Source organism: Bacillus sp. B25(2016b), from assembly GCF_001679765.1.
GTDB lineage: Bacteria > Bacillota > Bacilli > Bacillales > Bacillaceae_G > Bacillus_A > Bacillus_A thuringiensis_K.
The window spans coordinates 3,543,968-3,564,554 of the sequence record NZ_CP016285.1; the positions used below are offsets into that span (position 1 = coordinate 3,543,968).

The window sequence follows — 20,587 nt, forward strand, 5'->3', positions numbered from 1 at the left end:
GCCTCCCTTACGATTCTACAATTCTTCAACAATTATGTTGTGATTCGTATAAACACAAATATCGCCAGCAATCTCTAAACTCGCTTTCGCAATTTGCTTCGCTGTTAAGTATTCACTTGCATATTGCTTTAAAGCACGACCTGCAGAAAGTGCATAATTCCCACCAGATCCAATTGCTAAAATACCATCATCCGGTTCAATCACTTCTCCTGTACCTGAAACAAGGAGCATAGTTGTTTTATCCATGACAATGAGCATCGCTTCTAGCTGACGTAACATTTTATCGCCACGCCATTGTTTTGCCATTTCAACAGCAGCACGTTGCAAGTTGCCATTATACTCTTCTAATTTCCCTTCAAACATTTCAAAAAGAGTAAATGCGTCAGCAACTGATCCTGCGAAACCAGCTAAAACTTTACCTTGGAAAAGCTTACGAACTTTACGAGCTGTATGTTTCATTACAACAGCATTTCCCATCGTCACTTGGCCATCTCCAGCCATTGCACATTCTCCATTATGATGAACTGCAAATATCGTTGTAGCGTGGAAATTTCCCATAGAAAAAACTCCTTTATTTGTTTTTATAGCTTTTAAAGCAATTTATGCCCGCGGGTGATGCTTCATGTAAACAGAACGCAATCTTTCTTTAGAGACATGCGTATAAATTTGTGTCGTCGACAAATTCTCATGGCCTAATAGCTCCTGTACAGTACGTAAATCTGCCCCTTCATCTAGCATATGTGTAGCAAATGTATGCCTTAACATATGGGGACTTATCCGCATTGTCAGTGAAGCCTTTTTAATGATTTCATTTAAAACATAACGAACTCCACGACTTGTTAGCGGTGTACCTTTCGCATTTAAAAATACCATATGAGAGTCTTCGTCAGTCTTATTAACTAACTGTTTTCTCCCATTCTCTATATAAGTAATTAAAGAATCTTGCGCATAGCTTCCAAATGGAATATACCTTTGTTTTTTTCCTTTTCCCATTACTAAAATTGTTCCCACCGCAAAGTCAATATCGGTAAGTTGTAAATTGACACATTCACTCACACGGATCCCAGTCGCATACATCAACTCTAATAAAGCTTGATTCCTTTGACCTAATGGCGTTTCCGTGTCAGAAACTTCGAATAATTCCTCTAACTCTTCAGCATATAAAAACTTTGGGATTGACAATTCTTTTTTGGGGAGTGACGCAAGTGCAAACGGATTATCCTTTCGATAACCTTCACGCATCAAAAAACGATATAAACTTCGTAAGCTTGATACTTTTCTTGCGACAGATTTACGGGCTAACTTTTCATCGTGCAACGTCGTTAAGTACAAACGAACATCCGCGTATGTAACGTCTAAAAAAGAGGATATGCCTTCTCGTTCCATAAATTGCACAAAATGTTCTAAATCATTTTGATAACTTGCAATTGTATATTTTGAATAATTTCTTTCAATTTGTAAATATCCAACGAATAATTGTAACAATTTCTTCACATTCACACAACTCACCTCAATAAAGGCTACTAAATCGTATCACAACTTAGTAGCCTTTGCAAGAAATTTAACTAAATATTTACAAAATTTCGAATCGTTTCTAAAGCGCGTGCTGCGTACGCTTCATTTCGTTCAGCTTTCTTTTTAATCTTCTTCTCTAACGGTGCAAATAGACCGAAGTTCGCATTCATCGGTTGGAAGTTTTTAGCGTTCGTTGCCGTAATGTAATTTGCCATGCTACCCATTGCAGTTACTGGTGGTAATACAACTGGTTCTTCACCTTGCACAAGACGCGCAGCATTAATCCCTGCTAATAATCCTGATGCTGCTGATTCAACATATCCCTCTACTCCAGTCATTTGACCAGCGAAGAATAAATCATCACGTTGTTTATATTGATATGTTGGACGAAGCAAATTGGGTGAATTAATAAACGTATTACGATGCATTACACCATAACGTACAATCTCTGCATTTTCCAATCCCGGAATTAACTGTAGCACTTCTTTTTGTGGTCCCCACTTTAAATGTGTTTGGAAACCTACGATATTGTATAAAGTTCCCGCTGCATCATCTTGACGTAACTGAACAACAGCATATGGCGTTTTCCCTGTTTTTGGATCTTCCAATCCAACAGGTTTCATAGGTCCAAATACTAACGTCTGTCTCCCTCTACTTGCCATAACTTCTACTGGCATACAACCTTCAAAGAAAATTTCTTTTTCAAACTCCTTTAAAGGCACTGTCTCAGCAGCAATCAGAGCCTCATAAAAACGATCAAACTCTTCTTCTGTCATTGGGCAATTTAAATATGCAGCTTCCCCTTTGTCATAGCGCGATTTTAAATATACTTTATTCATGTCAATGCTGTCTTTTTCTACGATTGGGGCTGCAGCATCATAGAAGTAGAAATAATCTTCTCCTGTTAATTCTTTCAATTTTGCAGAAAGATCAGGAGATGTTAATGGACCTGTAGCAATAATTGTCGGTCCCTCTGGAATATCTGTAATTTCTTCATTCATTACAGTTACATTTGGATGGTTCTTTACGTATTCCGTTACTTTAGCTGCGAACTCATGACGGTCTACAGCTAAAGCACCTCCAGCTGGTACAGAGCACTCATCCGCCGCACGAATAATTACAGAATCCATTAAGCGCATTTCCTCTTTAATAACTCCAACTGCATTTGTTAAAGTGTTTGCACGAAGTGAGTTACTACATACTAATTCAGCGAATTTATCTGTGTGATGAGCTGGCGTTTGCCTTACCGGTCTCATTTCATATAATCTAACTTGGACACCACGTTTTGCAATTTGGTAAGCTGCTTCACTTCCTGCAAGACCTGCGCCAATGACGTTTACTACTTGTGTTGTCATTTATATCACCTTTCCTTTTCTTCCCGAAAAAAATGTGAGCAGTTACGCTCACATTTGTTGTTCTTCTTCATAATCGCACGAAATACATTGTACTTGCACGCCTTTTTTCAACTTTTTCTCTACAAGCATGCCTTCGCACTTCGGACACTTACGACCAATTGGCTTATCCCAAGATACAAAGTCGCATTCCGGATACGTACCGCACCCATAGAAAAGACGTTTCTTTTTATTACTACGGCGTTCAATAATTTGACCCTTATCACACTTTGGACAAGTAACACCGATTTCTTTCACAATCGGCTTTGTATTACGACAATCTGGGAAATTCGAGCAAGCCATAAATTTCCCGTATTTACCCATTTTAAAGACCATTGGGTGATTACATAATTCACAATCTTCCCCAGCTGGTTCATCTTTAATTTCCACTTCACGCATTTCTTTTTCCGCTTTTTCTAAACGCGGTTCAAAACCTACGTAGAAATCATCAACAATTTTTACCCAATTCGCATTTCCTTCTTCTACTTCATCAAGGCTTTGCTCCATATTGGCAGTAAATTCAATGTTAATAATTTCTGGGAAAAACTCTAAAATAAGTTCAATTACTATTTCACCAAGTTCAGTCGGAACGAAGCGTTTATTATCTAAGCCTACATACCCACGCTTTTGAATCGTTTCAAGTGTAGGTACATATGTCGACGGTCTTCCAATTCCAAGTTCTTCAAGTGTTCTTACTAGACGAGCCTCTGTATAGCGCGGAGGAGGTTGTGTAAAATGTTGCTTTGGTTCTAAATCCTTTGAAAATACAGTTTCCCCTACTTCTAAAGGCGGCAACATCTTATCCTTTTCTTCAGCACCATCATCTTTTGACTCTACATACACTTTCATAAATCCTGGGAACTTTACAACCGATCCACTTGCACGGAACTGAACATTGTTATTAATGAGTCTCGCTGTCACAGTATCCATTATAGCAGACGCCATTTGACTTGCAACAAATCGCTCCCAAATCAATTTATATAATCGAAGTTGATCACGACCTAAGAAACTTTTTAGTTCCTCTGGCTTTCTCATTACCGAAGTAGGACGAATTGCCTCATGCGCATCTTGTGCATTTGACTTTTTCGTTTCTTTCTTCTTTTCTGTTCCTATGTATTCCGTACCATACGCTTCAGTGATATAAGTACGAGCCTCTGTTTGAGCTGTTTCTGAGATACGTGTTGAATCAGTTCTCATATACGTAATAAGACCTACAGTTCCTTGTTTTCCAAGATCTATCCCTTCATACAATTGCTGTGCAAGCATCATCGTTTTCTTTGCTCGCATGTTTAACTTACGTGCTGCTTCTTGTTGCAAGGAAGATGTTGTAAACGGTAATGCAGGATTACGTTTTCGCTCTTTGCGCGTTACATTTTCAACTGAAAACGCATTGTCTTTCATCTGTTCAATTATTTCATTCACTTGCGTTTCATTTGTTAATTGAACTTTTTCACCATCTACACCGTAAAAGCTTGCTTCAAATGTGTCTTTTCCTTTTACAAATTCTGTTTTAATTGTCCAGAATTCTTCAGGTTCAAAGTTTTGAATTTCCCTTTCACGCTCGATGATTAAACGAACTGCTACAGATTGTACACGTCCTGCACTTAATCCTTTTTTTACTTTCTTCCATAATAAAGGACTAATATTGTAACCAACAAGACGATCAAGTATACGTCTTGCTTGTTGTGCATCCACTAAATCCATATTAATTGCACGAGGATGTTTAAATGATTCTTTGATTGCATCTTTCGTAATCTCATTAAACACAACTCGACAATCTGATTCAACGTCCACATTTAACGTATTCGCTAAATGCCAAGCAATTGCTTCCCCTTCGCGGTCTGGATCGGCCGCGAGATAGACTTTCTTTGCTTTTTTGGCCGCTGATTTTAAATCTTTTAAGACGGGACCTTTACCACGAATGGTAATATACTTCGGGGTGAAGTTGTTCTTTACTTCTATCCCCATTTGACTTTTTGGCAAATCGCGAACATGTCCCATAGACGCGACAACTTTGTATTTTTTCCCTAAATATTTCTCAATGGTCTTCGCCTTAGAAGGCGACTCCACGATTACGAGGTAATCTGACATGCTAGTGCCTCCTTAAGAGGTGGATTCAAGTCTTCATTAATCTTATTGATTTCTCTTGTTTTTGTCAATCAAGAATGAATATACCATACAGTGCCAATCTACCATTTGTCAATAATTGTTTAATAAAAACATAAAAATATAAGGTTAATTTAAAATCTCTTCCAAGATATCTTCTGCATTTCTTACTAGTTTTGCTCCTTGTTGAATAAGATGATTCGTTCCCGATGCCCCCTCTATAAATATAGGTCCAGGAAGCGCAAACACCTCCCTATTTTGCTCTAACGCAAGGTCTGCAGTAATAAGTGTTCCACTTCTTGATTTCGCTTCTACAACTAAAACACCTTTACTTATGCCACTAATAATCCGGTTCCTTTTTGGAAAATACCATTTTTTCGGTGCATAGTGCGGCGGATACTCTGTCAATAACAATATATATTCCTTCCACATTTCATATAAATGTCTATTTTCTTTCGGATACATAAAGGACAATCCGTGCCCTAATACCGCAATAGTCGGGCAATGATGCCTTACTGTAATCTCATGAGACATTGTATCTATCCCTTTTGCAAACCCACTGACAATAAGCCACTCTCTTTCTAATAAAGGGTGTAAAATAAACTTCAAACTCTTATGACCATATAATGATGGTTCTCTCGTTCCAACAACCGCTAATTTATTTACTTTATTCAGGAAATTTTCCTCTCCTTTTCCATATAAAACGAAGGGGGGGGTCTTGTATTTCATGTAATAATTGTGGATAATTTTCATCCCATATCGTTATATAAAAAATACGATTTTTCTCTAAATACGATATATATTGCGGAAGACTTGAACTTTGAAGAAATTTTACTAGTTCTGCAGATTTTTCCGAGGATATTCCAGTGTAGTATTCCATTTGTTTTTCGTTAAAATTATATATGTTCTCTAATTCTGGATCGACATATAGTAGCCTCTCCATCGCTTTCCAATAATCTGCTAGCAAGTAATGAAGATGTAATAATCTCTCTCTTTTCATCTTGATTCTCCTTACCCATAATTTTTATTATGTAAACAGAAAAAGTCTAAAAAGACACCCTCAAGTAAGAAGGTGTCTTTCAACAGATTAATAGTTTTTACAAGTCTCAAATAAACCTTTTTCTTTTAAAACAGAGATTAGCGTTTCTCCCATAACTGCTGGAGTTTCAGCTACTTTAATGCCACAAGCTTCCATTGTTTTAATCTTTTCAGCAGCAGTCCCTTTACCGCCAGAAATGATTGCACCAGCATGGCCCATACGTTTGCCAGCAGGCGCTGTTTGACCACCAATGAAGCCTACAACAGGTTTTGTCATATTAGCTTTTACCCATTCAGCTGCCTCTTCTTCTGCTGTACCGCCGATTTCACCAATCATAATTACAGCATGTGTTTCTTCATCTTCATTAAATGCTTTTAAAGCATCAATAAAGTCTGTACCGTTAACAGGGTCTCCGCCGATACCTACAGCAGTAGATTGGCCAATACCTTCTTGTGTTAACTGATGTACAGCTTCATACGTTAATGTACCAGAGCGAGATACGATACCAACATGACCTTTTTTATGAATATATCCTGGCATAATACCAATCTTACATTCATCCGGTGTGATTACACCTGGGCAGTTTGGTCCAAGTAAACGTGTATGTTTACCCGCCATATACCTCTTTACGTTTACCATATCTAATACAGGAATCCCTTCAGTAATACATACTACTAAATCAATTTCTGCATCAACAGCTTCCATAATTGCATCTGCCGCAAAAGCGGGTGGAACGTATACAACTGAAGCGTTTGCGCCTGTTGCTTTCACTGCATCTTCTACTGTATCAAATACTGGTACACCTTCAATATCAGTGCCGCCCTTACCTGGTGTTACACCACCGACAATTTTCGTACCGTATTCAATCATTTGTTTTGTATGGAATAAACCTTGAGAACCTGTAATACCTTGAACAATAACTTTTGTATCTTTATTAACTAATACGCTCATTTTTCTCCCCCGCTTTCTATTAGCCCACTAGTGAAACAATTTTTTGTGCACCGTCTGCCATAGATTCTGCTGCAACAATATTTAAGCCAGACTCATTTAAAATTTTCTTACCTAGTTCTACGTTTGTACCTTCAAGACGTACAACTAAAGGTAACTCAAGACCTACTTGTTTCGTTGCTTCAATAACACCTTCTGCAATAACATCACACTTCATAATGCCACCAAAAATGTTAACGAAGATACCTTTTACATTTTTGTCAGAAAGGATAATTTTGAATGCTTCTGTAACTTTTTCTGCAGTTGCACCGCCACCAACATCTAAGAAGTTAGCTGGGTCACCGTGGTAATGTTTAATGATATCCATTGTAGCCATCGCTAAACCTGCACCATTAACCATACAACCGATATTTCCATCTAAAGGAATGTAGTTTAAGTCGTATTTTGAAGCTTCAATTTCTTTTGAATCCTCTTCATCAAGATCACGAAGCTCTAAAATGTCTTTATGGCGATATAATGCATTAGAATCAAAGTTTAATTTTGCATCTAATGCCATAACTTTACCTTCACCTGTTGTAACAAGTGGGTTAATCTCAGCGATAGAGCAATCTTTTTCGATAAACGCACGATATAAGCCCATCATAAACTTCACAGCTTGTCCTACAAGCTCTTTTGGAATATTGATGTTAAATGCGATTCGGCGCGCTTGGAAACCTTGTAAGCCTACTGCTGGATCAATATATTCTTTAAAGATTTTTTCAGGTGTTTTTTCTGCTACTTCTTCAATTTCTGTTCCGCCTTCTTCAGACGCCATTAAAACAACTTGAGAAGTTGCACGATCTAAAACTAGACCTACATAATATTCTTTTTTAATATCGCAACCTTCTTCGATAAGTAAGCGTTTTACTTCCTTACCTTCAGGACCTGTTTGATGTGTCACAAGTGTAGTTCCTAAAATGCTTTCTGCATATGTACGAACTTCATCTAAATTTTTTGCAACTTTTACTCCGCCAGCTTTGCCGCGTCCACCAGCGTGAATTTGTGCTTTCACTACACATACATCTGTTCCTAATTCTTTCGCTGCTTCTACAGCTTCTTCTACTGTAAATGCAACCTTCCCGTTCGGAACGCTAACCCCATAGCTTCTAAGGACTGCCTTACCTTGGTACTCATGGATATTCATGGTCCCATCCTCCCCTGTTTTCCTGTTTTACTCGAAAAGTTTTTTAATGTTTAAAAAACATTACATTGCCATTGTATAAGATGATTGGCACGCTGTCTACAATAAAGTGTCAGAAAACTGAAATCGCTTTATTCTTTTTCGAAAATAGTAATGTTTATATGCCAAAATAAAAAAATAAGCTGTATATTTACAGCTTATTTTTGAATCATATCTTTAATTGGTGCGAATGACTTGCGGTGTTCATCTAGTACTCCATGCACTTCAATTGCCTCTAAATGTTGCTTTGTGCCATATCCCATATGTTGCTCAAATCCATATTCAGGATACTTCTCTCCCAGTTCTTTCATCATACGATCTCTCGTTACTTTTGCGATAATGGATGCTGCTGAAATCGAAACACTTTTCGCATCACCTTTAATAATTGATGTTTGCGGAATTGGTGTAGGAAGCTTCATCGCATCAATTAATAAATGTTGGGGTGTACAAGATAAATTTGCAACTGCATCTAACATCGCTTGTTTCGTTGCTTGGTAAATATTAATGTCATCAATAACTTGCGGTGATACAATTCCTACTCCAATTGCAATTGCTTGTACTTTTATTTCATCATAAAAACGCTCACGTTTCGCTTCACTCAACTTTTTCGAGTCATTTAACCCTGGAATATAAAAATCCTCAGGAAGAACGACAGCTGCCGTCACAACAGGCCCAGCCAATGGCCCGCGCCCTACTTCATCAATACCCGCAATATATGTGACCCCTTTTTCACGCAAAGCATTTTCATACTTGGACATTTCAAAAAACTTCTCTTTTTCTTTCTGTTCTAACTCTTTTTGTTTATACCACTTCAAAACGAGCTTTTGAACACCTTTTCGATCATCTTTCATTAACAGTTGAAAGCGATCATCTTCTTCATTCATAATTTCTTTCAATACATTTTCTGCTTCTTTTATCGTCATAGTTTGCATTTATACAAGCTCCTTTTTAAACATATCCAAAAAGAAAAGACGCACAAACGCACGTCTTATACTTCTTCTATTTTTTCCACATCTTCTACTTGCTCTGCAAACTCTTCCGGTGTTTCAAACGTCATTTTTCCAAGTTTGCCACCACGAAGCTCACGAAGCACAAGCTCAGATGTCTTATCATAATCAATCATTCCGCCGCCCATTAAGCAGCCTCTATTTTTTCCAATTGCATCGAATAATTCCACGATATCTTCTGGAATCTCATTTAAATTATAGCGTTCTTTCAAGCGTTCTGGATAATGTTTCTCCATAAAACGTAATGCGTAAACAGCTACATCTTGTAAATTTAAAATTGAATCTTTAATTGCACCCGTTGTCGCTAAACGAAGACCCACTAATTGATCTTCAAATTTAGGCCACAGAATACCTGGTGTATCTAACAATTCCATTTCCTTCCCAACTTTAATCCATTGTTGAGCTGTTGTCACACCTGGACGATCTCCTGTTTTAGCAATATTTTTCTTTGCCAATTTATTAATCAATGTAGATTTACCAACATTTGGTATACCTACAATTAATGCACGAATCGCTCTCGGTCTAATACCTTTTGCAACCATTTTATCAAATTTTTCTTTAACAAGCACTTTACAAGCTGCTGCAATTTCCTTCATACCTTGTCCAGCTTGCGCGTTAATCGAAATTGCCATATGGCCTTTTTCTTTAAAATATGCGATCCATTGTTTTGTTAAACGATCATCCGCCATATCCGCTTTATTTAAAACAACAAGCCTTGGCTTATGTGTAATGATTTCATCAATCATTGGGTTTCGAGATGATAATGGTAATCGAGCATCTACAAGTTCAATTACAACATCAATTAATTTTAATTTCTCCGTTACTTGGCGTCTAGCCTTCGCCATATGCCCTGGAAACCATTGAATTACCATGTTGCCACCTTCTTTTTCATTTATTTCACAATACGTGCGTCTTCTAACGGCCAATATAACATATTAGCTTTACCAATTACTTGATCCATTGAAATCGTACCGATTGAACGGCTATCTTTACTAAAACGACGATTATCACCTAAAACAAATAATTGATCTTTTGGAACGGTTTTCTTGCCTGTCATTTCTTCAAGATTAAAATCATATGTAAGCGGTCCGTCAGCAATTTGCTTTTTCTGCTTGTCTAAATACGGCTCCTCATAAGCCTTTCCGTTAACATACAGTTTATCATTACGATACTCTATTTCATCGCCTGGCAGGCCTATAATACGCTTAATGTAATCTTTATCTTCTGTTGCTCGAAATACGATAATATCAAAGCGTTTTGGATCTCCAATGTGATAACCAATTTTATTCACAATCATTCGATCACGATCATGTAAAGTAGGTGCCATCGATACCCCGTCTACGAGAATTGGCGCAAAGAAAAACTGTCTAATAACACCAGCTAATACAACAGCAATCAAAATTGCTTTAATCCATTCCCAAAGTGAACTCTTCTCTTTTTTCATGCATTTCCCCTCCACGGTTATGTAAACTGCTCGTATTATACCAAAATTTCATATAGATTGGAAAAAGGGAGCTTGTGCATTTACAAGCTCCCATACATGTCTTATCGAATTTCTTTAATACGTGCTTTTTTACCGCGAAGGTTACGTAAGTAGTATAACTTAGCACGACGTACTTTACCACGGCGAAGTACTTCGATTTTCGCGATTCTTGGCGTGTGAACTGGGAATGTACGCTCAACACCTACACCGTAAGAAATCTTACGAACTGTGAATGTTTCACTGATTCCGCCACCACGACGTTTAATTACAACACCTTCGAAAAGCTGAATTCTTTCACGAGTTCCCTCAACAACTTTTACGTGTACACGTAAAGTGTCACCAGGACGGAATGAAGGAAGGTCAGTTTTTAATTGGCCTTTTGTAATTTCTGCGATTAATTGTTGCATATTAAATTCTCTCCTTTAAACAGATGCTCTTATAAAGTCTTAATAAATTACAGCGGAACATCGTTAATACGGCTACTGATTTCAGTAGCACAAATGTTATAATAGCATATTACTAAGCCTGTTGCAATAGCAAATATATGAAGTTATTACTGCTCTCGCTTTATTTCCTCAAGCCATTTTTTCTCTTGTTTAGATAACTCTCTCTCATCTAATAAATCAGGTCTACGCGTATACGTTCGGCGCAAAGATTCCTTATGTCGCCATTCATCAATGTTTTTATGATTCCCTGACATTAATACATCCGGTACCTTCATACCACGAAAATCAGCTGGACGTGTATAATGAGGATGCTCTAATAAACCTGTACTAAACGAATCCTCTACTTGTGAAGCATGATTTCCTAGCACACCCGGCAAGAGACGTACCACACTATCAGTAATAACCATAGAGGCTAATTCTCCGCCCGTTAATACATAGTCACCAATAGAAATCTCATCCGTTACAAGATGCTCACGAATTCGTTCGTCATATCCTTCATAATGCCCACATACGAAGATTAAATGTTCTTCCCCTGCAAGCTCTTCCGCTTTCTTCTGCGTAAATCTTTCGCCCTGCGGACACATTAAGACAACTCTCGGCTTACGCTCTGTCTCTTTCGTCAAATCTTCTACAGCATCAAAAATAGGCTGAGGAGTAAGCACCATACCAGCTCCTCCGCCGTAAGGATAATCGTCTACGCTATTATGCTTACTTGTTGTATAATCGCGAAAGTTAACAACACGAAGGTTTACCGCTTCTTTTTCTTGCGCCTTCTTTAATATAGAAGATCCAAATACACCGGTAAACATGTCTGGGAACAACGTTAAAATATCAATTTTCATTATAGCAGCCCTTCCATTACATGAATGGTTACTAATTTATTTTCAATATTAACTTGAAGTACAACGTCATCGATATAAGGAATTAAGAGATCTTGACCCTTCGGGCGTTTAATTACCCAAACATCATTTGCACCAGGAGATAGAATCTCTTTGATTGTCCCTAGCGCTTCTCCTTCTTCCGTTACAACACTGCAACCAATAATTTCATGATAGTAGTATTCACCTTCAGCAAGTTCGCCTAACTGCTCTTCTGGTACTTTTATTAAAGAACCTTTAAACTTCTCTACTTCATCTACATTGTTATATCCTTCAAATGTTAATAAATCGAATGTCTTATGTTGGCGATGAGAAGTTACCTTCACCGGAAGATAGTCTGTGCCTTTCTCATTCGATATGTATAGCGTATTTCCTACTTTATATCGCTCTTCTGGAAAATCAGTACGAGAAATAACACGGATTTCTCCTCTTACGCCATGAGTATTTACAATTTTCCCTACGTTAAACCATTTTGTCATAAATAGTATGTCACCCCTGGTTTCTATATAAATTAAGCATCTCCATTTCACAGATGGAACATGCAATCTCTATTTAAATGTTAAAAAAGGGAGAGGAATAACTCCTCGCCCTTTTTACGTTTATTGAATTTCCAGTGTTACTTTTTCATCATTATGATGTCCCACTGAATACAAGAGCATTCGAATCGCCTTCGCAACTCTCCCTTGCTTTCCAATGACTTTTCCAACATCCTCAGGATGTACAGTTAATCGATACTTTATCTCTCCGTTGCAAAGTTCCTGTGTAACTTTTACATCTTCAGGATAATCGACAAGAGGCTTGACAATCGTCTCGACTAACTTCTTCATAGTCATTGCCTCAATTACTTACCTTGTTTAGATAAGTGGAATTTCTCCATGATACCTTGGTTAGAGAATAAGTTACGAACTGTATCAGATGGTTTAGCACCATTTCCTAACCATTTTAATGCTGCTTCTTCGTTGATCTTAACTTCAGCTGGTTGAGCAACTGGATTGTAAGTTCCGATTTCCTCAATGAAACGTCCGTCACGAGGAGAACGAGAATCTGCAACAACTACACGATAGAAAGGAGTTTTTTTAGCTCCCATACGTTTTAAACGAATTTTAACTGCCATTTATAAAGCACCTCCGAATTTATTTCACACAGATAATTATATTAGCAAAAAGACTATTGCTTTGTAAAGTATTTTTTCTTAACAGAGCCATCTTTTTTTCCTTACATGAATGGAAACTTCAATCCACCTAGTCCTTTTTTCTTACCTTTTTGCATTCCCGTCATCGTCTTCATCATTTTTTTCATGTCATCGAATTGCTTAATTAGACGATTGATTTCTTGTACAGTTGTACCGCTACCTTTGGCAATGCGCTTTTTGCGACTAGCATTGATTATTTCCGGCTGTTCTCGTTCTAATTTAGTCATAGAACGAATAATTGCCTCAATATGCCCAATTTGTTTTTCATCAACTTGCGCATTTTTCAGCCCTTTAATTTTATTTGCACCAGGAAGCATTCCTAACAATTCATCAAGCGGCCCAAGTTGGCGCACTTGTCCAAGTTGTTCTAGGAAATCGTCAAGCGTAAACGAAAGCGTACGCATTTTTTGCTCAAGTTCTTTTGCTTTCTCTTCATCAACTGTAGCTTGCGCTTTTTCAATTAACGTTAAGACATCGCCCATCCCTAAAATACGGGATGCCATACGCTCTGGATGGAACGCTTCAATTGCATCTAGTTTTTCACCCATACCAGCAAATTTAATCGGCGTGTTTGTTACAGCCTTAATAGATAATGCAGCACCACCGCGCGTATCACCATCTAATTTCGTTAATACAACACCTGTTAAACCTAACTGTTCATGGAAACTTTGTGCAACATTTACCGCGTCTTGCCCGGTCATCGCATCGACAACAAGGAAAATTTCATCCGGTTTCGCAACTTCTTTCACTTTCGCTAATTCATCCATTAATTCTTCATCAATATGCAGGCGACCCGCTGTATCGATTAAAACATAATCGTGATGATCTTCTTTTGCTTTTGCAATCGCTTGTTTCGCAATTTCAACAGGACTTACTTGATCTCCTAAAGAAAATACAGGCATGTCCAATTGCTTCCCTAATGTTTCAAGCTGTTTAATCGCTGCTGGACGGTAAATATCCGCTGCAACAAGCATCGGTTTACGATTATGCTTTTTACGAAGCAAATTCGCAAGCTTACCTGTCGTCGTTGTTTTACCCGCACCTTGCAGACCAACCATCATAATAACAGTCGGTGGCTTATTAGCAACAGCAATTTTGCTTTGCTCTCCGCCCATAAGTTCTGTAAGTTCTTCCTGTACAACTTTAATTACTTGTTGTCCAGGTGTCAAACTTTTCATTACATCTTGTCCGACAGCACGTTCAGACACACGCTTCACAAAATCTTTTACTACTTTAAAGTTAACATCCGCTTCTAAAAGAGCTAGACGAACTTCTCTCATCATTTCTTTCACATCGGCTTCAGAAACTTTTCCTTTGCCGCGGATTTTTTGCATTGTCTGTTGAAGTCGGTCGGCTAATCCTTCAAATGCCATATTGCCGCCCTCCTAATCTAATTTTTCGATAGCTTCAACAACTTGTTTCATTTCTTCATTCACATGCTCTTCTTCGCTGATTAGCTGTTTTAGCTTTGCAACAAGTCGCTGTCGCTCTTGAAACTTTTGAAGTAATACTAATTTTTCTTCATATTCTTCAAGCATCGCTTCAGTCCGTTTAATGTTATCATACACGGCTTGGCGACTTACATCAAATTCTTCCGCAATTTCACCAAGAGATAAATCATCTAGATAATAAAGCGACATATAACTTCTTTGTTTTTGCGTTAACAACGATTGATAAAAATCAAATAAATAGTTCATTCTCGTTGTTTTTTCGAGCATGTTGGATCATCCTTTGTTAAGTGATTTCCCTTTACATGAATTAGTTTACATGTAGTCCAAAAGAGTGTCAAGTTTTTTTCTTAACATCATATATTTTTTGTAGAAAAAGAAGCGGAAATACCGCTTCTTTCGCTTATACTTCTTCTGTTTCTACTAAGTTCGCAAATAAACCATACACATATTGTTCTGGATCAAACTGCTGCAAGTCATCCATCTGCTCTCCTAATCCAACAAACTTCACCGGTACATCCATTTCGTTACGAATCGCTAATACAATACCACCTTTAGCAGTTCCATCTAACTTCGTTAAAACAATACCAGTTACATTCGTTGCTTCACGAAATGTTTTCGCTTGGCTTAAACCGTTTTGTCCTGTTGTTGCATCAATAACAAGCAATACTTCATGAGGAGCACCTGGTACTTCACGCTCAATTACACGCTTTACCTTCTCTAACTCTTTCATTAAGTTCACTTTATTTTGCAAGCGTCCTGCTGTGTCACATAGTAATACATCTACCTTACGTGCTTTCGCTGCTTGTACAGCGTCATACATAACCGCCGCTGGATCAGATCCAGATCCTTGTTTAATCACTTCTACACCAACGCGATCGCCCCATACTTCTAATTGTTCAATCGCTCCAGCACGGAATGTGTCTCCTGCCGCCAATAGGACTGACTTACCTTCTGATTTAAACTTATGCGCCAGTTTACCAATTGTCGTCGTTTTTCCTACACCATTAACACCAACAAATAAAACAACCGTTAATTGGTCCTCTTGCATATTAATTTCGTTACTAAAATCGCTGTCACCTTTGTAAATTCCTACTAGTTTTTCTGAAATAACAGCTTGTACTTCTTTTGGATCTTGAATGTTACGACGTTGTACTTCTTCTTTCAATTGGTCAATTAATTCCATTACCGTCGCAACGCCAACGTCTGCACCGATTAAGATTTCTTCTAACTCTTCGAAGAAATCTTCGTCCACTTTACGGTAACGATACACTAAATCATTCACTTTATCCGCAAATGAATTTCTCGTTTTTTCTAATCCTTGTTTAAATTTCTCTGTAACTGTATCCGTTTGTTTTGAAATTTTTTCTTTTAGTTTTTTAAAAAAACTCATACTTTCCCATCCTTCCTATTCACTTGCAATAAGTTCTTCTCCGGCGTCTAAACGAACCGAAACAAGTTTAGATACCCCTGATTCTTGCATTGTTACACCGTACAACACATCAGACTCTTCCATTGTACCTTTTCTATGTGTAATTACAATAAACTGCGTCTCATCACTGAATTTCTTTAAATACTGTGCAAAACGAGCTACATTCGCCTCATCAAGGGCCGCCTCTACCTCATCTAGTACACAGAATGGTACTGGGCGTACTTTTAAAATACCAAATAAAAGCGCAATTGCTGTTAAGGCACGCTCTCCACCTGAAAGTAAACCTAAGTTCTGCAGTTTCTTCCCTGGCGGTTGTGCTACAATATCAATACCTGTATTTAGTAAATCCTCTGGATTAGTCATTACTAAATCCGCTCTACCGCCTCCAAATAATTCAGAGAATACCGATTGAAACTCCATTCTAATGCCTTCAAACGTAGTAGAAAAGCGTTTTTTCATTTCTTCATCCATTTCGGTAATAAGCTGGTGCAATGTCGCTTTCGCTTCTTCTAGGTCGTCTCTCTGCTCTAGTAAGAATGTATGACGCTCCGCTACACGTTCATATTCATCAATTGCCCCTAGGTTCACTGTACCTAACTCTTCTATGGATAATTTGATTAATTTTACTTTCTTACGCGCATCTTCTGCAGGCATTGTCATTGTATATTTTAGTTTTGCCGCTTCAAATGAAATCGTATATGTTTCACGTAAATGTTGTAATCTATTTTCTAACTCTACATCAAGTCGGTTAATTTTCACCTCTTGATCTTTCAACATCTCAAGAATGTATTTATGTTTACCTGTGGTCTCTTTCAGATTACGCTCTAACTGTTCTACTCTCTCTTGTAACGATACACGTTGTTCACGACGAGAGCGAATTAACTCTGAAGTTTGATTACGATCGTATGCTTTCTTCTCAATCATATTCGTAATTTGCTCTTCACCACTTGAGTTCGATGTCATTTCTTGTTTTAAGAATGCTAAGTCCTCTTTCGTTTTAACAAGCGTTGCATCTGTTTCTTCTTTTTCCTTCGTCAATCGTTCAACTTTTTCTTTTTGGTTAGATAAGCGTTGTTGCTTTTCAGCTGCTAACACTTTTAACTCTGTCATTTCTTTTTGAACTTTTTCTTTCGAAGAATGCTGCTCACTTTTTTGTTTCGTTAAAGCTGCAATGTTACTATCTAATTCCGTAATCTCCACTTGAAGGGTCGCTAAAATCTTTTCTAGCTCTTCTTTACGCCCTTGCATTTTCACTTGATCTTGTAAGAACCCTTCAATCTCTAAATCATAAATTGATAAACGATCATTAATACGATGTTCTTCTAATTCTAAGCGACTAATTTCTTCTCTTAATTTCTGTTCTTCTACACGCTCTACCTCTACACTTTGTCTCAGTTCGCGTATTTGTACTTCTTTTTCTTGAATTTCTTGCTTTACTGCTTTAACAAAGTTTTCTAACTTCGTCGTTTTTTCTTCCATATCAGTTAACTTGTTCGTCCACTCTTCTAGCTCACGTTGACGTCCTAATAAAGAAGATTTCGCCTGTTTTACCGCTCCACCTGTCACAGAACCGCCAGGGTTCACTACATCACCTTCGATTGTTACAATGCGATAACGGTATTGTAGTTGTTTCGCCAACTCATTCGCCCCGCGTAAATCTTTTGCAACAATAACAGTACCTAATAAATTTGAAACTACATTTTCATATTTATTATTGTACTGCACAAGTTCTGCCGCCACACCTACAAACGATGGGTGTTGATTTGCAATGCGTAATTGCTCAAATGATAATGATCTGCTTTTAATAACAGCTTGCGGTAAAAACGTTGCACGTCCATGTTTATTTTGCTTTAAAAATGCAATCGCATTACGAGCATGCTCCTCTGTTTGTACAACAATATGCTGCATCGCTGCACCTAGAGCGATTTCCATTGCAACTTCGTATTCTTTCGGTACCGTTAACAGTTCCGCAACAGCCCCCTCGATACCTTGCAACCTATTTTCTCTAGCTTTCAATACTTCACGTACACCTTGATAGAATCCAGAATAATCTTCTTGCATCTCTTCAAGCATTTCTTTTCGAGAACGTGCCTGTTGCACAAATTGATATGCTTGATACAGTTTTGTTTCATTTTCACTATACTGCGTCTTACATTTCCCAAGCGCCGCCTCTGTCTTCTGTATGTTTGAGAGAATGCCAGCTACTTTTTCTTTCGCTTGTTCGTAACTTTCTACAAGTTTCGTCTTTTTCGCTGTAATTTCCATACGCATTTCTACATATTTCGCATTTTCTTCATCAAGGCGTTCATTTTTAGAGTTTTGTTGTTTAGATTGTTCTTCAATCATAGATAATTCATTACGATGACTAGCTTGTTGATTTAAAAGCTCAATATAGTCACCTTTTAAATTCTCAATCTGTTCCTCTAAATTGTCAGCAAAAGTAGCAAGTAATTGCTCATTATCATGCAATTTTTGCTCCAACTCTTTTACTTCATTCACAAATTGCATTAAAGCTTCTGTACTTGAATCAATCTCACCATCGTAACTTTTAGCTTTCTCTGTTAATTCAACAATTAACTGCTCAAGTTGCGCACAATGCGTCGTAGCATTTTGCTTTCTCTCTTTTAACAACTCGCGCTGTCCTTCAAGTTTTTCTAGCTCTTTACTAGAAAGAAGAAGTACTTCTTGTAACGAGTCTACAGACTCATCTACCGCTTGTAATTGTCCTCGTAATTCCTCAAGCTCTTCTTCACTTTTTTGTAAATTCGTTGACATTTTAGCTTCTTCGTTTTTATTATGCCCAAACTGATTTCGAAGCGCTTCCCATTTCTCATGCAATTCTTCAATTTCATGGACAATAAGCGCAGCTTCTACTTTCTCTAATTCTTCTTTATTCTCAAGATAATCTTTCGCAATAGAAGCTTGTCTTTCTAAAGGTTCTACTTGACTACTTAATTCATGAATTATATCTTGCACACGATTTAAGTTTTCTTGTGTCTCTGCTAATTTACCTTCAGCTTTCTTTTTGCGAAGTTTGTATTTTAGTACGCCTGCCGCTTCTTCAAATACACCTCGACGCTCTTCTGACTTACTACTTAAAATCTCTTCAACTTTCCCCTGGCTAATAATCGAAAAAGCTTCTCTTCCCATACCAGAGTCCATAAATAAATCAATAATATCTTTCAATCTACATGATTGTTTATTAATATAAAAATCACTATCACCTGAACGAGATACACGACGTGTTACACACACCTCATTGTATTCAATTGGTAAACGTTGATCTTCATTATTTAAAGTTATTGTTACTTCAGCAACATTAACCGCTCTCCTCGTATCACTGCCTGCAAAAATAATATCCTCCATCTTTGCACCACGTAATGATTTTGCAGATTGTTCACCAAGTACCCAGCGAATTGCATCAGTAATATTACTTTTCCCGCTTCCATTAGGTCCTACTACAGAAGTTACACCTGGGACAAAATCAACAGATACACGCTCAGCAAAAGACTTAAACCCTGCTATTTCTAATCTTTTTAAAAACACGAAAGGCCTTCCTCCTATTCTCCGTCTTTATAAATGTTCTCTATACAAAAACAAGTATTATACGGATTTACCTTCTTTTTCTTTACAAACAAAAAGAAAGTTTCATTCTATGCACAAGGAATCCCCCTCATTCAAAGGGGGATTCCTTATAGTTGTTCTTTTAATTTTTTCAATGCTTCTGCAGCAGCTTGTTGCTCTGCTTCTTTTTTTGACTTACCACTACCAAGACCTAAAGCTACGTTATTTAACGTAACACGTGACACAAATTCTCGATTGTGAGCTGGTCCTTTTTCTTGCAAAATTTGATACTCAACATTGCCACTGCCATCACGCTGAATCAATTCTTGCAACTGACTCTTATAATCCATCACATGAGAAAAAGCACCCTCATTAATTTTCGGATATACAATTTCTTTTAAGAATTCCCAAACTGTTTCTAGCCCTTGATCAAGATAAAGGGCACCAATAAACGCTTCAAAGACATCCGCTAATAAAGCTGGTCGTTCACGTCCACCTGTCATTTCTTCACCTTTTCCTAATAAAACAAGGCTACCAAATGACAATTCGTTCGCAAAACGAACAAGAGATGGCTCACATACAATAGCTGCACGTAGTTTTGTTAACTCTCCTTCGCTCATTGTCGGATATTTTTGAAACAGATACTGCGATACAGTCAGTTCCAATACTGCATCTCCAAGAAATTCAAGACGCTCATTATCTTCATGCGGTTTTTTTCGATGCTCATTCACATACGATGAATGCGTAAATGCTTGAATCAATAATTTTTCATCCGTAAACGTAATACCTATCTTTTCTTGAAACACTTTAAATGCTTCACGATATTTTGTTTCGTATTTTTTTTCTCTATATTTTCGGTACGGCATAGGTCCCTCCAGATATAAGCCGAGAAAGCCCCGCTAAAAAACGGGACTTCACT

19 protein-coding genes and 1 pseudogene are annotated in these 20,587 nt (G+C 37.6%); all 20 read right to left on the reverse strand.

The genetic code is table 11. The features are described 5' to 3' along the window. Positions 1–15: 15 nt before the first annotated feature. On the reverse strand, positions 16–558 hold the full coding sequence (hslV, locus tag BAQ53_RS17945) for an ATP-dependent protease proteolytic subunit HslV (protein ID WP_208906145.1): 543 nt from the start codon (positions 556–558) through the stop codon (positions 16–18). 42 nt (positions 559–600) lie between these two features. Further along, a complete protein-coding gene (xerC, locus tag BAQ53_RS17950; RefSeq protein WP_001101242.1) occupies positions 601–1,500 on the reverse strand; it encodes a tyrosine recombinase XerC in 900 nt (299 codons plus the stop codon). Positions 1,501–1,565: 65 nt separating this feature from the next. Next, positions 1,566–2,870, reverse strand: coding sequence for an FADH(2)-oxidizing methylenetetrahydrofolate--tRNA-(uracil(54)-C(5))-methyltransferase TrmFO (trmFO, locus tag BAQ53_RS17955; protein WP_000213002.1), 1,305 nt, complete (start codon positions 2,868–2,870; stop codon positions 1,566–1,568). Positions 2,871–2,918: 48 nt separating this feature from the next. After that, positions 2,919–4,997 (reverse strand): type I DNA topoisomerase, encoded by a 2,079-nt coding sequence (topA, locus tag BAQ53_RS17960; RefSeq protein ID WP_001286963.1) that lies wholly within the window; start codon positions 4,995–4,997, stop codon positions 2,919–2,921. A 144-nt stretch (positions 4,998–5,141) separates the two neighbouring features. Beyond that, positions 5,142–6,012: pseudogene (dprA, locus tag BAQ53_RS17965) on the reverse strand (DNA-processing protein DprA). A gap of 87 nt (positions 6,013–6,099) precedes the next feature. Further along, positions 6,100–7,002, reverse strand: coding sequence for a succinate--CoA ligase subunit alpha (gene sucD, locus BAQ53_RS17970; RefSeq protein WP_000115178.1), 903 nt, complete (start codon positions 7,000–7,002; stop codon positions 6,100–6,102). 19 nt (positions 7,003–7,021) lie between these two features. Beyond that, entirely contained in the window at positions 7,022–8,182 is a 1,161-nt protein-coding gene (sucC, locus tag BAQ53_RS17975; RefSeq protein WP_001020791.1) for an ADP-forming succinate--CoA ligase subunit beta, read from the reverse strand. Between the two features lie 194 nt (positions 8,183–8,376). After that, a complete protein-coding gene (locus tag BAQ53_RS17980) occupies positions 8,377–9,150 on the reverse strand; it encodes a ribonuclease HII (protein WP_001194265.1) in 774 nt (257 codons plus the stop codon). Between the two features lie 56 nt (positions 9,151–9,206). Next, positions 9,207–10,097: a ribosome biogenesis GTPase YlqF gene (gene ylqF / locus BAQ53_RS17985; RefSeq protein WP_000236702.1), complete on the reverse strand. Its 891-nt coding sequence runs from the start codon at positions 10,095–10,097 to the stop codon at positions 9,207–9,209. 20 nt (positions 10,098–10,117) lie between these two features. Continuing rightward, on the reverse strand, positions 10,118–10,669 hold the full coding sequence (gene lepB / locus BAQ53_RS17990; RefSeq protein ID WP_000711853.1) for a signal peptidase I: 552 nt from the start codon (positions 10,667–10,669) through the stop codon (positions 10,118–10,120). A gap of 101 nt (positions 10,670–10,770) precedes the next feature. Then, complete coding sequence (gene rplS / locus BAQ53_RS17995; RefSeq protein ID WP_001186516.1) at positions 10,771–11,115, reverse strand: 50S ribosomal protein L19; 345 nt, start codon at positions 11,113–11,115, stop codon at positions 10,771–10,773. Positions 11,116–11,261: 146 nt separating this feature from the next. Then, positions 11,262–11,996, reverse strand: a complete 735-nt coding sequence (gene trmD / locus BAQ53_RS18000) for a tRNA (guanosine(37)-N1)-methyltransferase TrmD (RefSeq protein ID WP_000686903.1) — start codon at positions 11,994–11,996, stop codon at positions 11,262–11,264. Continuing rightward, positions 11,996–12,511: a ribosome maturation factor RimM gene (rimM, locus tag BAQ53_RS18005; protein WP_000170278.1), complete on the reverse strand. Its 516-nt coding sequence runs from the start codon at positions 12,509–12,511 to the stop codon at positions 11,996–11,998. Before rimM ends, trmD begins: the two co-directional genes overlap by 1 nt. A 120-nt stretch (positions 12,512–12,631) precedes the next feature. Next, a complete protein-coding gene (locus BAQ53_RS18010) occupies positions 12,632–12,859 on the reverse strand; it encodes a KH domain-containing protein (RefSeq protein WP_000737401.1) in 228 nt (75 codons plus the stop codon). Positions 12,860–12,873: 14 nt separating this feature from the next. Further along, positions 12,874–13,146 carry a 30S ribosomal protein S16 gene (gene rpsP / locus BAQ53_RS18015; protein WP_000268750.1) on the reverse strand — a complete coding sequence of 91 codons (273 nt, stop codon included), beginning with the start codon at positions 13,144–13,146 and terminating at the stop codon, positions 12,874–12,876. Between the two features lie 101 nt (positions 13,147–13,247). Beyond that, positions 13,248–14,597, reverse strand: a complete 1,350-nt coding sequence (gene ffh, locus BAQ53_RS18020) for a signal recognition particle protein (protein WP_000863460.1) — start codon at positions 14,595–14,597, stop codon at positions 13,248–13,250. Between the two features lie 12 nt (positions 14,598–14,609). Further along, positions 14,610–14,942 (reverse strand): putative DNA-binding protein, encoded by a 333-nt coding sequence (locus BAQ53_RS18025; protein ID WP_000891062.1) that lies wholly within the window; start codon positions 14,940–14,942, stop codon positions 14,610–14,612. A 133-nt stretch (positions 14,943–15,075) separates the two neighbouring features. Then, a complete protein-coding gene (gene ftsY, locus BAQ53_RS18030) occupies positions 15,076–16,065 on the reverse strand; it encodes a signal recognition particle-docking protein FtsY (RefSeq protein ID WP_000007655.1) in 990 nt (329 codons plus the stop codon). Positions 16,066–16,080: 15 nt separating this feature from the next. Further along, positions 16,081–19,650 carry a chromosome segregation protein SMC gene (gene smc, locus BAQ53_RS18035; RefSeq protein ID WP_208906146.1) on the reverse strand — a complete coding sequence of 1,190 codons (3,570 nt, stop codon included), beginning with the start codon at positions 19,648–19,650 and terminating at the stop codon, positions 16,081–16,083. Positions 19,651–19,796: 146 nt separating this feature from the next. After that, positions 19,797–20,534, reverse strand: coding sequence for a ribonuclease III (gene rncS / locus BAQ53_RS18040; RefSeq protein WP_001146875.1), 738 nt, complete (start codon positions 20,532–20,534; stop codon positions 19,797–19,799). Positions 20,535–20,587 lie beyond the last annotated feature (53 nt).